11 protein-coding genes are annotated in these 13271 nt (G+C 58.8%); 4 read left to right on the top strand and 7 right to left on the bottom strand.

The annotated features are described in order from the left end of the window. Positions 1 to 48: 48 nt before the first annotated feature. Together ACNJX9_RS17340 and ACNJX9_RS17335 are read right to left on the bottom strand one after the other, a co-directional pair. Entirely contained in the window at positions 49 to 264 is a 216-nt protein-coding gene (locus ACNJX9_RS17340; protein ID WP_439409694.1) for a hypothetical protein, read from the bottom strand. Between the two features lie 77 nt (positions 265 to 341). After that, positions 342 to 1142, bottom strand: coding sequence for a Crp/Fnr family transcriptional regulator (locus ACNJX9_RS17335; RefSeq protein ID WP_439409693.1), 801 nt, complete (start codon positions 1140 to 1142; stop codon positions 342 to 344). Positions 1143 to 1279: 137 nt separating this feature from the next. Between ACNJX9_RS17335 and ACNJX9_RS17330 the strand changes: the two genes are divergently transcribed. Then, positions 1280 to 3373: an ATP-binding protein gene (locus tag ACNJX9_RS17330; protein WP_439409692.1), complete on the top strand. Its 2094-nt coding sequence runs from the start codon at positions 1280 to 1282 to the stop codon at positions 3371 to 3373. Beyond that, positions 3345 to 4019 (top strand): response regulator, encoded by a 675-nt coding sequence (locus ACNJX9_RS17325; RefSeq protein WP_439409691.1) that lies wholly within the window; start codon positions 3345 to 3347, stop codon positions 4017 to 4019. The genes ACNJX9_RS17330 and ACNJX9_RS17325 overlap by 29 nt, the downstream gene beginning before the upstream one ends. Before the next feature lie 783 nt (positions 4020 to 4802). Here ACNJX9_RS17325 and ACNJX9_RS17320 read toward each other — a convergent pair. Continuing rightward, on the bottom strand, positions 4803 to 4925 hold the full coding sequence (locus ACNJX9_RS17320; protein ID WP_439409689.1) for a hypothetical protein: 123 nt from the start codon (positions 4923 to 4925) through the stop codon (positions 4803 to 4805). A 189-nt stretch (positions 4926 to 5114) separates the two neighbouring features. On the opposite strand from ACNJX9_RS17320, the gene ACNJX9_RS17315 reads away from it, so the two are divergent. After that, positions 5115 to 6365 (top strand): cation:proton antiporter, encoded by a 1251-nt coding sequence (locus tag ACNJX9_RS17315; protein WP_439409688.1) that lies wholly within the window; start codon positions 5115 to 5117, stop codon positions 6363 to 6365. A gap of 51 nt (positions 6366 to 6416) precedes the next feature. On the opposite strand, the gene ACNJX9_RS17310 is transcribed toward ACNJX9_RS17315, so the two are convergent. The 4 genes from ACNJX9_RS17310 to ACNJX9_RS17295 form a co-directional block, all read right to left on the bottom strand. After that, a complete protein-coding gene (locus ACNJX9_RS17310) occupies positions 6417 to 8234 on the bottom strand; it encodes a chloride channel protein (protein WP_439409687.1) in 1818 nt (605 codons plus the stop codon). Positions 8235 to 8338: 104 nt separating this feature from the next. Continuing rightward, positions 8339 to 8725, bottom strand: coding sequence for a hypothetical protein (locus ACNJX9_RS17305; protein WP_439409686.1), 387 nt, complete (start codon positions 8723 to 8725; stop codon positions 8339 to 8341). Next, on the bottom strand, positions 8709 to 9566 hold the full coding sequence (locus tag ACNJX9_RS17300; protein WP_439409685.1) for an FAD-dependent monooxygenase: 858 nt from the start codon (positions 9564 to 9566) through the stop codon (positions 8709 to 8711). Before ACNJX9_RS17300 ends, ACNJX9_RS17305 begins: the two co-directional genes overlap by 17 nt. A gap of 1298 nt (positions 9567 to 10864) precedes the next feature. Beyond that, positions 10865 to 11584: a DUF4396 domain-containing protein gene (locus ACNJX9_RS17295; RefSeq protein ID WP_439409684.1), complete on the bottom strand. Its 720-nt coding sequence runs from the start codon at positions 11582 to 11584 to the stop codon at positions 10865 to 10867. A gap of 215 nt (positions 11585 to 11799) precedes the next feature. On the opposite strand from ACNJX9_RS17295, the gene ACNJX9_RS17290 reads away from it, so the two are divergent. Continuing rightward, the gene (locus ACNJX9_RS17290; protein WP_439409683.1) at positions 11800 to 13026 is read left to right on the top strand and encodes an ABC transporter substrate-binding protein; all 1227 of its coding nucleotides are present in this window, start codon (positions 11800 to 11802) and stop codon (positions 13024 to 13026) included. Positions 13027 to 13271 lie beyond the last annotated feature (245 nt).

Genomic DNA, 13271 nt, shown 5'->3' with positions numbered 1-13271 from the left:
GCGATCGGAAGTTTCGTATCGCCCGATTCGAGCTACGCCGGCGCACCTTCATCCGACCAGCTTGAGGCGGCTGCGCATCTTTTGGCGAAGCATTGCGCGTGTGACGGAAGGATTGCAAATGATGAACTCGACCATGGCGATGATGTCATCTCTGGTCCGATGGCAGCCGGGGTTCTCGTAAGCAGCGAGGATTCGTTGGGCCTCCTCCAAGGCGGCCACCAGGACCTCAGCGTCAGTTCGCATCTTGATCTCTTGCGACGACATTCCCCGCCTCTTTGCTAACCTATTACGAACTGTCGGCACTGTTCGCTACCGTACGAGTGAACCAGACCGCAGCTGCGCTACCGAGAATACGCGATACGCAGGGGCGGCACCGGACAAGGGCGGTTGTGCGCCGCGAGAATGATGCTCTGACAATCGCACGACATCGTCTTGAGCCTAGTCGAATCCATCACAACCAATCCCGCTCTCCTACATGTGATCACACCTTCGCGCACCATATCTCCCAGAGCAACAGTAACCCCGGCGCGCCTGACCGCGAGCGCATTGGCGATATAGCTGTGCGTGAAAGGCACCTCGAGAGACCCGAACCTGTCACTTGCGACCAGCAGCCAGCGCGCCAGACGCTGGTGCAGCGAGTGCCTGGCATTGCAAGCCGACAATTGCGAGCTGTGAATCAGCGTCGCCTGCACATAGCCGAGAAGCAGCTTCTCGATCTCGACGTCTCGTTTGATCAAGGGGATCAGCTGCTCGGACGGGATACGCAGCGCTTGACCCGACACTCGTACGCTGCAGCGATGCGGCGAAACTTGGATACCGAGGACAAGAGGCAAGCCGACGAAATCCTTCCTTCCGAGGGTATGGATCTCGACGGGCGAGCAGTCGCCTGCCCGGGTCGTGACGGAACATCCGCCCGACTCGATGAAGTAAGCGTATCGCAAAGGTACGCCGCGATCGTGGAGAACTTGTCCCTTTTTCAGAGGCACCGTCTCGCAGCTATCGAGCAGGCGAGACCGCGACGACGCCGACAGCCGTGCCACGAGCTCGTTGCGGCAAAGGTCGCAAAGAGCGTCATGTTCGCTGGGCGGCCCCACGTTGAGTTTGTCATCGAGCAACAGCCGCGGCGCTGATGAATGTTCCATGTCAAGCCAGATTCTAGACCGCAACAATGAATGCCTGTAGCATGAGACGGATCGAGGCATCCTGCGAGTCAGGGTGACCATCGGCCGTGTCGGGAAAAGCCTGACTTGCATCAGAAGCATCGAGGAAGTGCCGAAACGTGGTCGTTTCGCTGTCTCATTTTAAGCCTGCCAGCTTGGAACGGCCGGCGTCGAGCGCCCGGCGCGCGGCCCGCCGCCCCCTGATCCTTGTCTTTATTGCCGCAGCCATGCCCTTGGCGCTTTTTGCAGGGTGGGTCGTATTTCTCAACGCTCAGCAACAACGTCGTGGCTCTCAGACGGCCGCGGTGGAGACGCTGGACAACGTCGTCAACCGCTTGGCTTCCGAAATAAGTCTCCAGCTCGAGATTGCCGAAACTCTTGCAGCTTCCGCCACGCTCGATAAGCCGGATCTTGATGCATTCTATCGCGAGGCCACCCGCATCAACGAAGCGCGCCTGCTTTGGCAGACGATCCAGCTCGTCGATCCCGATGGAAATCAGGTGCTCGACGTTAGCCGCCCGCTCGGAGACGGAATGCGCGTCACCGCCGATCGCGAAAATTTCGAGCAGATCCTGAAGACGAGGAAGCCGGCGATCGGCGGAATTGGCCCCCGAAGTCCTCTCACCGGCAAGCGCGTGGTTGCGGTCAGGGCCCCGGTCGAACGCGACGGGCAGTTGAAGTTTGTGTTGACCGTGGCTCTGGTGCCCGATGCGATCAACCAGATCTTGAAAAGCGCAGGAGCACCGGCAGGTTGGGTGGGCTTCGTCGTCGACGGCAAGGGCAATATCGTGGCCCGGACCTTCGGCGAGCAATCCGAACTCGGGCAGTCCGCAAGCGCCACGGTGCGCAAAGCGATCGCCTCCGCGCCGGAAGGAAATTACGTCAAGACCACACCCGCCGGCGACCAGGTCGATTCGATCTACAAGGTCATTCCAGGAACCAGCGGATGGTCGGTTCATTTTGGAATACCGACGCAGGAGCTCAACGGTCCGGTGCAGCGCTCTGCGATGTTTCTCGCCGGCGGAGGAGTCCTGAGCTTCGTACTGGCCCTCACACTGGCGTGGTACACGATCCGCGACATCTCGCTTCGCCGGCGAGAGCAAGAGGCGCAGGCAGCATTGGCGCTCAGTGCCAGTGAGGAGCGACGCAGGCTGACGATCGATGCGGCAGACCTCGGCGTATTCAGTTGGGATTTTACGACCAGAGAAGCGCTGGTATCGCCCCGCGCACGCGAGATGCTCCAGATCGAAGGCTCGCGCTCCGACGGCGACATGAGCCTGCCCGTCGAGCGGATGCTGAGCGGCATCGATCCTGCTGACCAACAGAAGTTTGAGGCGTCGCTGCTCAGTTGCCGTTCGGGTAACGTCGCAATCGCCGATTTTCGTACCGCTCCACCTCATGGCAGGTGGCTGCGAGCCAGCGGACGCCTCTCCAGGCTCGACGAAAACAATCTGGACGTTGTATACGGGGTCATCCTGGATATCGATGAGACCAAGCGAGCCGAGCTGGAACGGCAGCAGTTGCTCCGACGTCTTTCGGAGGCGGAGGAGAACGAGCGCCGTCGGATCGCAAGAGAGCTCCACGACCAGATCGGCCAGACGGTCACGGGGCTCCTTCTCGGCCTGAAGGGCCTCGAGCCGTTCTTCGGCGCAAGCCAGAAGCGCAAGCTCGGTTTGGAAAAGCTCAATTGGCTGCAAGGGCTGGCAAGGGGGATCGGCCGGGATATCCATCAAGTCGCCGCGGATCTGCGGCCGACGGCTCTTGACGATCTCGGCCTGTACAAGGCTCTCGAAGCGTTTTGTGCCGAAATCCAGCGCCGGTTCGGGATGAGTGTCGATTTTCAACCGCTGGGCAAAAGGAATCGCCTCGGCCAGGACGTCGAAATAGCGGCCTATCGGGCGGTCCAAGAGGCAGTCAACAACGTGGTCAAGCATGCCCGCGCGCGAAACGTCAGTGTGGTGATTGATCGGCGGGCAACAGAGCTGAGGATCGTCGTCGAAGACGACGGCAACGGCTTCGACCTTAAGGGGTTCTCCCGTAGTGACGGCCGCCATGCAAAATTGGGCCTCTCCGTCATAGAAGAGCGCTTGACGCTGTTGGGCGGATCGTTGGCGATCGAATCCGAACCCAGCCACGGCACATCGCTATTCATGAGAATTCCGCTGCCAGTAGAGGAGATGGGCTATGTGCCCGATCCGGATCACGTTGACTGACGATCATCCGCTCGTCCTGGCCGGTATGAAAGCCTTGCTTCAGGACGTGCTGGACATCGAAATCGTTGGCGAAGCCACCGATGGACAGACCGCGCTCGACGTCATCCGGCAGACCACACCCGACATTGCCATCCTGGATATTTCGCTGCCGGGCGTCAGCGGGCTGGCAGTCGCCCGCACGCTGGCAACTCAATTGCCCCAGGTCCGTCTGCTCGCGCTGACCGTGCACGAGGATCACGCCTACGTCCAACCCATGCTGCAGGCGGGAGCCCGTGGCTATCTGTTGAAGCGCTCGGCGGCCGACGAACTCGAGCGCGCCGTCCGCGCGATAGCCGGAGGCGGACTGTATCTGGACCCCGCAATCGCGGAGAAGGCTCTTCCGTCTAGGCAGGGCGCCCATTCGTCTTCGGGCACCGCCGCAACCAGCGAATTGACTCCGCGCGAAAGCGAGGTTCTCAGACTGATCGCACAGGGTTTCAGCAACAAGGAGATTGCCAATCAGCTGAGCATCAGCATCAAGACAGTCGAAACCTACAAGGCGAGGGCCGTGGAAAAACTTGGGCTGTTCACGCGGGCCGACATCGTGCGCTATGGCGTCGCATTAGGGTGGCTAGGTCATCCTGGGAAAGGCGTGGATCAAGTCTGAGCCATCCCGGCGAAGTATATGGCGGCGATTGACGTCAGGACTTTCCCGACCAAGTGCGCTCATCTCCCGACTGCCCATTTGTGTCGCGCAGACTATCTTTTTTGTGCGAGTTACACCAACGCTGCTCGTGTGATGGGACCGGCCGTCGCGGCTCCGCCCACTGGAGCCGATCAGCTAACGGGGGCACGTATGAGAAACGTACTGTTCCGAGGCCGCATGGGGCGACGGTTGTTTGCACGCTACGAAAAGTTACCCAAGCTTGCGGGCCGGCAGCGGTCCCACGTCGATGAGAGCACGGTCAGAACCGCCGGCATTTGCCTCGCTTGCGTCTACGTTGCCTGCCTGCTGTTCTCGGCCTTTGCTGTTGCTTGATTGCAAAACATCGAACCGACTATCGGCCATAAACGTCGCCGGATCAGCTTTTGAAGTCCGACGAGACAGGAGACTGTCTCATCATGGATACTATGTGGGCGCTGCTCCTGCTCGGCATGTTGGTTGTGGCCGTCGGCGCTGTGGCCTTGAAGGTCGCGGCTCGACGCTTATCGCGGGCTTTGCGGCGTCAGCTTCCGACGTAAGCACGTTGCCTTCAGAGCACAGCTGACTTTCAACAACATCTGCCCGCTTTGTGCGAAGCTCGTCAGTTTGGAGGGCCGCCGCATCGGCGGCCCCCTTCGTTCGCGCCTATCGACAGAGACGCACGTGCTTGACGATTCGCCGACCGTGATACCCGCGCTTGACTATGGTCTTCACCGTGCAGAGCCTCCGATGATGGTGATGATCATCCTAGAGCGTCTCGCTCGCTGCCGTAGCGTCGACCGGAGGTGCCGCCGTCGCGTTCGCATGAACCAGGAATTGTGTTGCCCCAAGCGAAGCTGCATCCGCGAGACCATAGGCGAGTTTCTTCATGATTTTTCCTTGTCGTATGCCCACATTGGCAGTTCAATGTTGATCCAATGAATGCGGAGTGAATGAGGATGTAGTCAATATACGTCGCGATCATTCATCGCGGACGCCAAACACAACGCGCCGATATCCCGACGCGCCAAGTGTGCGATTGAGACGCGCCGAAACTCTCGCAAGAACGACGGAACACCTGTGCCCTCATTGATGGATATCGCCGCCGTTCTGCTGACGCTCTCAGCAGCCTTCGGTTGGCTCAATCACAAATTCCTGCCGCTGTCCCGCAGCGTCGGCCTCCTCGTGATGAGTGTGCTGACATCATTGCTCATGATCGGCCTGGATGCAGCAATTCCTACAGTTCACCTGCTGGAGCAGCTTTCTGACGGGCTTCGGCAGATCGACTTTGCGGAAGTCGTAGTCAACGGCATGCTTGCATTTCTGCTGTTCGCCGGCGCTCTCCACGTGGATCTCGAGACACTCAGGAGCCGTGCATTTCCGGTGCTTCTTCTGGCTGTTTTCGGCACTTCAATCTCGACGGCCCTTGTCGGACTGATGTTCTGGACCATTTGCGGGTTCATGGACCTACCCGTCTCGCTGGCGTGGGCATTCGTGTTCGGCGCCTTGATCAGCCCGACGGACCCTGTCGCCGTCCTCAGCACGCTTCGCAACACCAACGTGCCGAAAGAGCTGCAGATCGAGACGGAGGGCGAGGCGTTGTTCAACGATGGGGTCGGGATTGTTCTGTTCACGATCATGCTTCGCTTTGCCGGCCCCGGTGACGGCGCTCAAGTGTCCGCTGCCGATGTCGCTGAGTTGCTGGTTCGCGAAGCTGGTGGCGGAATAGCGCTGGGATTGGTGACCGGCTATGTTGTCTATCGCGCCATGCGGCTCATCGACGATTATGCGATTGAAGTCCTAATCTCTCTCGCGCTCGTGACCGGAACCTACGCACTTGCGCTACATCTGCACGTCAGCGGCCCCCTCTCTATGGTCACCGCAGGTCTGCTCATCGGAGACCGCGGACCGCGATATGCAATGAGCGAGACGACCCAACGCTATCTCTTCGCGCTCTGGACGCTCATCGACGAGATCCTCAACTCGGTCCTTTTCCTGCTTATCGGGCTCGAAACCTTGATATTGCGCTTTGATGTCCGCAGCTTCGGTCTCGCGGCAGCCACCGTTCCCATGGTTCTCTTCGCCCGGTTTGTCGCTGTGTCAGTCCAGCCGTTTCTGTTTGGATGGACTCAGCTGCTTTCCCTGCGCAACGCTCCCTTTCTCACTTGGGCCGGCGTTCGAGGCGGGATTTCCGTCGCACTGGCGCTTTCGGTGCCGGATAGTCCGGCCAAGGCCGCCATCCTGGCTTCGACCTATGCAGTCGTCTTGTTCAGCATCATCATTCAAGGCTCGACTTTGGGATGGGTCGCAAAGCGGACGGTAGGACAATAGGTCTCGGCTCAATGGCCTGAGCGCCGGGGCGACGCGGCTCGATTATGGGGCTCAATCCTCGTAGCTGTCGATGACGGCATCTGCAATCACCCTTTTCGTGAGGACGCCGACGATATCGCTCACCCGGGGGCGCGAAGCGGAGCGGACAACGACCGCCGCACCCGCCCGATGGCGTTTCAGCCTGGCGAAAACTAAGCTCAAGAGGTCCTGGTCGCGGCAAATGACCATCCGCCGCTCGACGAAATGCTCGACGACGAGAGCCGGATTCGACTGCGACTCCGGCCATAAGCCCGAACGCGGCGGAATGAGCCCCACAATCCGACCTTCGCGCTCGACAATGATAGGAAGTGCGTGATCGATATCTTCTGCCGCCATTGCCTGTTCGAGTGTGGTGCCAACCCGGGCAACGATAAAGCGCTTCTCCATTATGTCTTGAGCCTGCTTCACGAGATAGAGATTGATATGTCGTTCTTTGGGAATGCGATGCCCGCGGTGCCGCAGTTTGACCGTGTAGATCGTTTCGTTGACGAGGGCCCTCCTGACACCCGCCGCCAAAGCCACCGCGACGATCACAGGAACGATGATTGCATAATCACGGGTCATTTCGAAAATCATGACGATTGCAGTCATGACGCCTCCCGTCCCCGCGCCGACAATCGCCGCCATCCCGACAATCGCCGCCGAAGAGGGCGTCAGCCCCGAATGCGGCAATATCGGACCGCTTGCGGCGGCAAAAGCGGCCCCAAGGGTAGCGCCGAGGTAAAGCGATGGCGAAAAGATTCCACCCGACGCCCCGCAGCCCAGACTGACCGTAGTCGCGAGCAGCTTCAGCACGAAAAGCAGCGCCAAGAGCCCCGCCGCGGCCATCTTGTGATCCAATATCTCCTGAATGACCGAATACCCCACCCCGTCGATATACGAGTGTCCGAACGTATGGGTCATCAGCACCATCATCAGACCAACGGAGGACATGCCAATGATGTTCTGCACATACTCGTTCTTGGATAACCTCGGAAAACCGTCTTCCATCAACACGAGCAGACGGATGAACGCCCAGGCCGCGGCTCCAGAGATTACGCCGAGCGTGATGAATGCTATCGCTTCCTGCCCATTGAACGATGCAACCATGCTGAACGGGACATCCGGCACTGCAAAGGCCGGATCCGGACCGATCAGCACGCGCCCGATGGTGGTCGCAGCGCCTGTGGCGACGACGACCGGAAGGAATGTCCGGTTCGACACTTCCGGCAGGAGAATTTCAAGAGCAAACAGCACGCCGCCGAGCGGAGTGTTGAAAGTTGCGGCAATGCCTGCACCGGCACCGGCGGACAGCAGCGTGATCCTTTGCCGGGTTGAGAGACCAATGAGCTGGGCAAAGGCTGAGCCGAGGGCGGAGCCTATCTGTATGATAGGCCCCTCGCGGCCGACGGCGGCGCCGCTTCCGATGGAAACCGCTGACGCCAACGCTTTTACCAAAGCGACGGAGCCGCGAATTTTTCCGCGCTTGTAGAAGATGGCGTCCATCACTTCCGGTACGCCATGACCTTTCGCCTCCGGAGCGAAGCGCCTGACTAGAAAGACGACGATGAGACCGCCGATCACTGGAGCAAAAAAGACATACGCACCGAAAGGACTGGGACCCTGGCTGATGTTTGCGTCGTAAACGATACTTAGCGCGCCCTTATACGAAAGGTTGTGCACGACGCTGATCAGAGCGCGAAAGCCAACGGCGCCAAGTCCAGTCATGACGCCAATGACCAAGGCAAGACCACAAAGAGCGAGAAGGCTGACCTTGCGCTCCTCCGCAGACGAGTTGACCCGGCCTCCGATCAACGCCTTTTTGGCGCCGTAAGTCAGAACTGAAGGCATCTCGTCCCTATTGCTCACGATACAACGTCATCAACTGCTGGCTCCGAAAACCGGTTCCTGGTGACGAATCGGGCTAATTCGGTCGCAGCGCGGCCGCTGTAGTTCTACATGCTGATAGTTGGGTCTCTGTGTTGGGCGCGCATCTGGTGCTCGGGCCAGCGATAGCTGGGGAGTTCCAGCTCGTCGGCGATGTCTCTTCCGATTACCAATCTTACCAACCCGGGTACGGAGAAACTCCGGACCACGAGGTTGCGAAAGATCATCCCCAAGGGCGTCCGCGGCGCCAGCGCTCCGGCAAAGCGTTGGGCGCCACGCTGCTTTCGTTCGATATAGCCCCGCATCAGGGTCTCGTAATGAGCAAACGCCTCGGTATATCGGTCACCAGCGTCAGCGAGTTCGCCGGCCAACACATAGGCTGAAATCATCGCCAACGCCGACCCCTGGCCTGCCAGCAGCGATACGCAGAAGGCTGCATCACCGATGAGAGCCACCCGCCCTCGTGACCAATTCGGCATCCATCTGACTGACGGCGTCGAAGTAAAGCTCGCCGGCGCGCTCGAGTTCGGCAAGCATCCGATCGCACTCCCAGCCATCTTCGCCATAGATTCTTCGCAGGAACATCTTCTGCGCCTCTGGCGCTTCCGGCAACGTGGTGCGATCGGCGGCGAACACGAGGAGAAACAGAGTCCGATCGTCGCGCAGCGTGAAGCGACCGATCATCCGTCCCGGTTGGCCGTGGATCAAATAGACGTCTTCGTCGCGCGGTCGATAGCCGCGAGCCTCAAAGGCCGCCACCACATAGCCCAAATAGCGCTCGAACTTCCTCTGCGGTCCAAAGACGAGCTTGCGCACCGCCGAATGCAGTCCGTCGGCGCCAATGAGAAGATCGAACCTGCGCTTGCCACCATGCTTCAGCTGGACCTCGACGCAATCGAGTTTCTCTTCAACGAGCGTGATCTCGTCTCCAAAAATGGCTTCAACGTCGCCGTCGATCCGCTCATACAGCAGATGCGAGAGGCGACTGCGCTGAAGGGTGATGTATCGTCCGCCTGTCAATTCGGCGAAGACGGCGGTACCGAAGCCCGCCAGCCGATGGCCGGCTTCATCCACGATCCTCAACTCTTGGACGTGGTAGCCGTCGCGATTGATTTCGGCAAGTAATCCCATCCGCTCGGCAATGGTGTAGCCCAGCCCCCAGAAGTCGATGACATAGCCCCCGCTGCGCAGAGCAGGTGCTCGCTCAAGGAGTGTTGGTTCAAAGCCCGCCTCCCTCAGCCAATAGGCAAGGGTCGGCCCTGCGACCCCGACGCCTGAGATTAGAACACGCCTCATGCGCTCTCCTTATGACTCTATCAGCCATTTCAACGCTCAGTCTGGCCCCCGGGCCGGGGCCTGGGGATCCAAGTTTTGCGTCACGGCAAGAACAAGTGAGGGAGCCACGGAGTAGTATGATGAAGCCTAGCGACGCCTAGACCGGTAGCCAGCTCAGTCCGAGGGTGGCGCCGGTTGGATTCAGAGGAGGACGATCTCTCTCCCGCCGGTACTCACGATACTTTCCCAGACGGTTCTGGGGACGCTTTTTGGTCTGATCGGATTGATCGTGGCCACGCCTTTGATGGCCGTTTTGCTTGTTGCCGTCCGCATGATCTATGTCGAGGCCTTCTTGGAGCGTGAGAGTAAGCAGGTCACATGACCAAGAACACCTTCAAACCGTGCGAGCGGTATTGTAGTTGGTACGGTGTCGTACACTCCCCAATCTGCCATCGGCGATCGGCGCGACATAGTGTCCGCGGCTCTTGACTCTAGAAGCCAAGATCGAACGCTGATGTTGAGACCGCACTCTGAAATCACAGGAGCCACAGATGCGGAGACTCACACTTGCCCTTTCTCTCGCCGGTTTGATCGCGATCTCTCCACTCTGCAGTACGCAGGCCGCACCATTGACAGCGCTCTCGGCGGCGGCGCGCGCGCCGGAGCTTCAGTCGGCGGTGCAGGACAATGTCACACAGGTGCGCTGGCGTGGCGGCTGGGGGATCGGCGCGGGATTACTTGCGGGAGCGCTGATCGGCTCCGCCATTGCTGGCCCCTATTATTATGAGCCGCCGTACTTCGGCTACCGGTACGCCTACAGCCCATATGGTTATCGTGGATACTATCCAGCATACACCTATACGCCTTACTGGGGCGGATATGGCTGGGCCCCGCGACCGTACGCCTGGGGACCGCGCCCTTGGCGTTATAGCTACGGCTGGTCGGCTCCGAGGCCGTGGGGATATACGGTCCGGCGCCTACACCCATGGCGTCACAGCTACGGCTGGGCTCCAAGGTCCCATCGCCATCATCATCGCGGCGTAATCCGCGCGCATCATCGGTGGTAACTCGTCGATCTAACGCCAAGGTGCCCGGCGCCCAACGCCAGCGGACGCGCGTTGGGCTGGCCGCGCTTCCGCAATATGTTCAATGCCCTCACTGCCCCGCGCCGTGCCATCGACAATAAGCCCTGATTTTTCGGAGCCCAATGTAATCGCGAAAATATGCTGCAGCAGACTACAATTTCGAGAGAGCGGTCGGTGAACTTTCGGCGAAGAGTTCGGTTGCGTTCCGTAACACGTGCGCGGAGTTCACCAATCCTACATTCGCTCTTTGACGCCGGCTTCTATCAGGTACCAATTCACAGGATAACTCGTGAGAAATCCCGCGATCATCGCGATCTGCATCATGAACCAGAACTCCGGCATTGACGGCTCCAGCCTCACACTGAAGACATTCCTGAAGATCACGAACTGCGCAATCGCCATGAATCCGTACATGCCGACTTGCCATGCGGTCAGGGACAACGTGTCTGCCTTCACGGCTTGAGCAATCCCCGCCATTGGCGACAAGTCGCGCATTGGCTTGATGGTGAAATATTGAAAGGCGACGCCGAGCAAGAAAGCGAAGAGATAATCTACGATCCAGACCGCAAACATTTTTTCTGAGAACAGGGTTTTCCAACCAGCCCAGATCGCAATGACTGGAAACGCAAGCGCGAGACTTTCAGCGATAATGTCGCCCAGAGTACATCCGGCTCCACAGTGCATGGCACCTTTGGCGACCATGACGGGAAACGGAGTCGGCTTTCTTCCGTTTGATGGCTTGCCCCTAGTCGCATCGCGCGCCGCGAGGCGTCCAAACCTGTAGTACAGCCACAAGGTCAGTACGGTACCGAACAGACCGTTGACTGGCCAGACAAGATTCATGATCCACATCCGCTGGGGATGGCGCATTGTGTCGATCGCAATGAAAATTGTGCATGCAAATCCGAGGACCAGACAACCGAGCGCGAGAGCGTGGAGCCAGTGCGGAACCATAAGGACATCTCCCTTTGGAGAAACGAACGACCTCCATTTCAATTCGTTCAATGCGACTGGGCGCCGCTGCAGCATCTCCGCGAAAGGTTGGGCGTCATCCGCCTCAGCGCCCGCCCAGAATCAGTTGACTTCCGCGACATGCGGGTCGGACTGGCCGGGCGGCTGAGCGATTTTGCGCCATCGAAATGCAGGGGTCATTCAAAGGAGTGTAACAGATGATTACTACCCCCAAGCGCTTCAGCGCACTGGTTGCGCTCATTTCCCTCGCCGCCTCGATGGGATTCGCCGAGGCGGCTGGTAAGAACTACGACACGGGCGCGACTGACGCGGAGATTAAAATAGGCAACATCATGCCCTATAGCGGACCAGCCTCTGCCTATGGAATTATCGGGCGTGTCGAAGCTGCCTATTTCCGCAAGGTGAACGACGAGGGTGGCATCAATGGCAGAAAAATCGACTTTATCTCGTACGACGACTCCTACAGCCCGCCAAAGACAGTTGAGCAGGCGCGCAAGCTGGTCGAAAGCGACGGCGTACTGCTGATCTTCAATTCACTTGGTACGCCGACGAACAGCGCAATCCAACACTACATGAACCAAAAGCAGGTTCCGCAGCTGTTCGTAGCAACTGGCGCAACAAAATGGGCAGATCCTGAGCATTTCCCTTGGACCATGGGTTGGCAGCCGAGCTATCAGGCTGAGGCCCGCATCTACGCTCGCTACATTATTCAGCAAAAACCCGACGCGAAGATCGCCGTGTTGTATCAGAACGATGACTACGGCAAGGACTACTTGAAGGGGCTAAGCGACGGTTTGGGAAATAAGCCAGGCATGATCGTTGCGAAGGACAGCTACGAGGTGTCTGAGCCGACGATTTCGTCGCATATCGTCAATCTGAAGGCCAGCGGTGCAGATACTCTTTTTGTGATCGCAACACCCAAATTCGCCGCGCAGTCGATCAAAGAGGTGCGTCAGCTCAAATGGGATCCCTTGTTTATTCTGAACAATGTGAGCGCCTCCGTCGGCTCTGTTCTCAAGCCAGCTGGTCTGGAGAATGCCAAGGGCCTCATTTCGGCGGCCTACATGAAAGACGAGACCGATCCGAAATGGTTGAACCAACCCGACTCGAAGGAATGGGCTGCGTTCCTCGACAAGTACATGCCAGAAGCTGACAAGACGGACGCCGGAGCGGCGGTTGGATATGCGGTTGCGCGTACGCTCGTTCACGTAATCAAGGCGTGCGGAGACGATCTCACCCGTAAGAACGTCATGAAGCAAGCAGCAAATCTCAAGAGTTTCGATCCCGGCCTGCTTTTGCCCGGAATAACAATCAGCACCAGCGCGTCCGATTTCGCCCCCATTCAGCAACTTCAACTCATGAGGTTCAATGGCAAGTCGTGGGAGTTGTTCGGTCCCGTGATGAATGGCAGCACGGGCTCGTAGGCTCTCTCAAAATGGGCGGCCTCCTGTTGTTCTGCAGGGGGTCGCACAATTCTGATGAAAGGCGTCTGACAAGTTCGAGATCCGCAGACGGTACATGCAAAGTGACACTGAGGCCCGTGGTCGGCACAAAAGCCGGCTGTTCCATTGAGACTTCTCTCTTCACTCTTGGAGGTGGTGGTTGCCGTCAGCTGGCAGTAATGGCATCAAGCCATCTCTCTTGCCGTGGAACGTGGTTCGTCAGGCCC

It is taken from the genome of Bradyrhizobium sp. BLXBL-03 (assembly GCF_051853015.1).
GTDB classification, from domain to species: domain Bacteria; phylum Pseudomonadota; class Alphaproteobacteria; order Rhizobiales; family Xanthobacteraceae; genus Bradyrhizobium; species Bradyrhizobium manausense.
This window is presented reverse-complemented; position numbering and strand designations above follow the sequence as displayed.

Coding starts and splice junctions, on each gene's coding strand:
- ACNJX9_RS17340 (WP_439409694.1), bottom strand. CDS start 264: ATGTCGTCGCAAGAGATCAAGATGCGAACTGACGCTGAGGTCCTGGTG.
- ACNJX9_RS17335 (WP_439409693.1), bottom strand. CDS start 1,142: ATGGAACATTCATCAGCGCCGCGGCTGTTGCTCGATGACAAACTCAAC.
- ACNJX9_RS17325 (WP_439409691.1), top strand. CDS start 3,345: ATGTGCCCGATCCGGATCACGTTGACTGACGATCATCCGCTCGTCCTG.
- ACNJX9_RS17320 (WP_439409689.1), bottom strand. CDS start 4,925: ATGAAGAAACTCGCCTATGGTCTCGCGGATGCAGCTTCGCTTGGGGCA.
- ACNJX9_RS17310 (WP_439409687.1), bottom strand. CDS start 8,234: ATGCCTTCAGTTCTGACTTACGGCGCCAAAAAGGCGTTGATCGGAGGC.
- ACNJX9_RS17300 (WP_439409685.1), bottom strand. CDS start 9,566: ATGAGGCGTGTTCTAATCTCAGGCGTCGGGGTCGCAGGGCCGACCCTT.
- ACNJX9_RS17295 (WP_439409684.1), bottom strand. CDS start 11,584: ATGGTTCCGCACTGGCTCCACGCTCTCGCGCTCGGTTGTCTGGTCCTC.
- ACNJX9_RS17290 (WP_439409683.1), top strand. CDS start 11,800: ATGATTACTACCCCCAAGCGCTTCAGCGCACTGGTTGCGCTCATTTCC.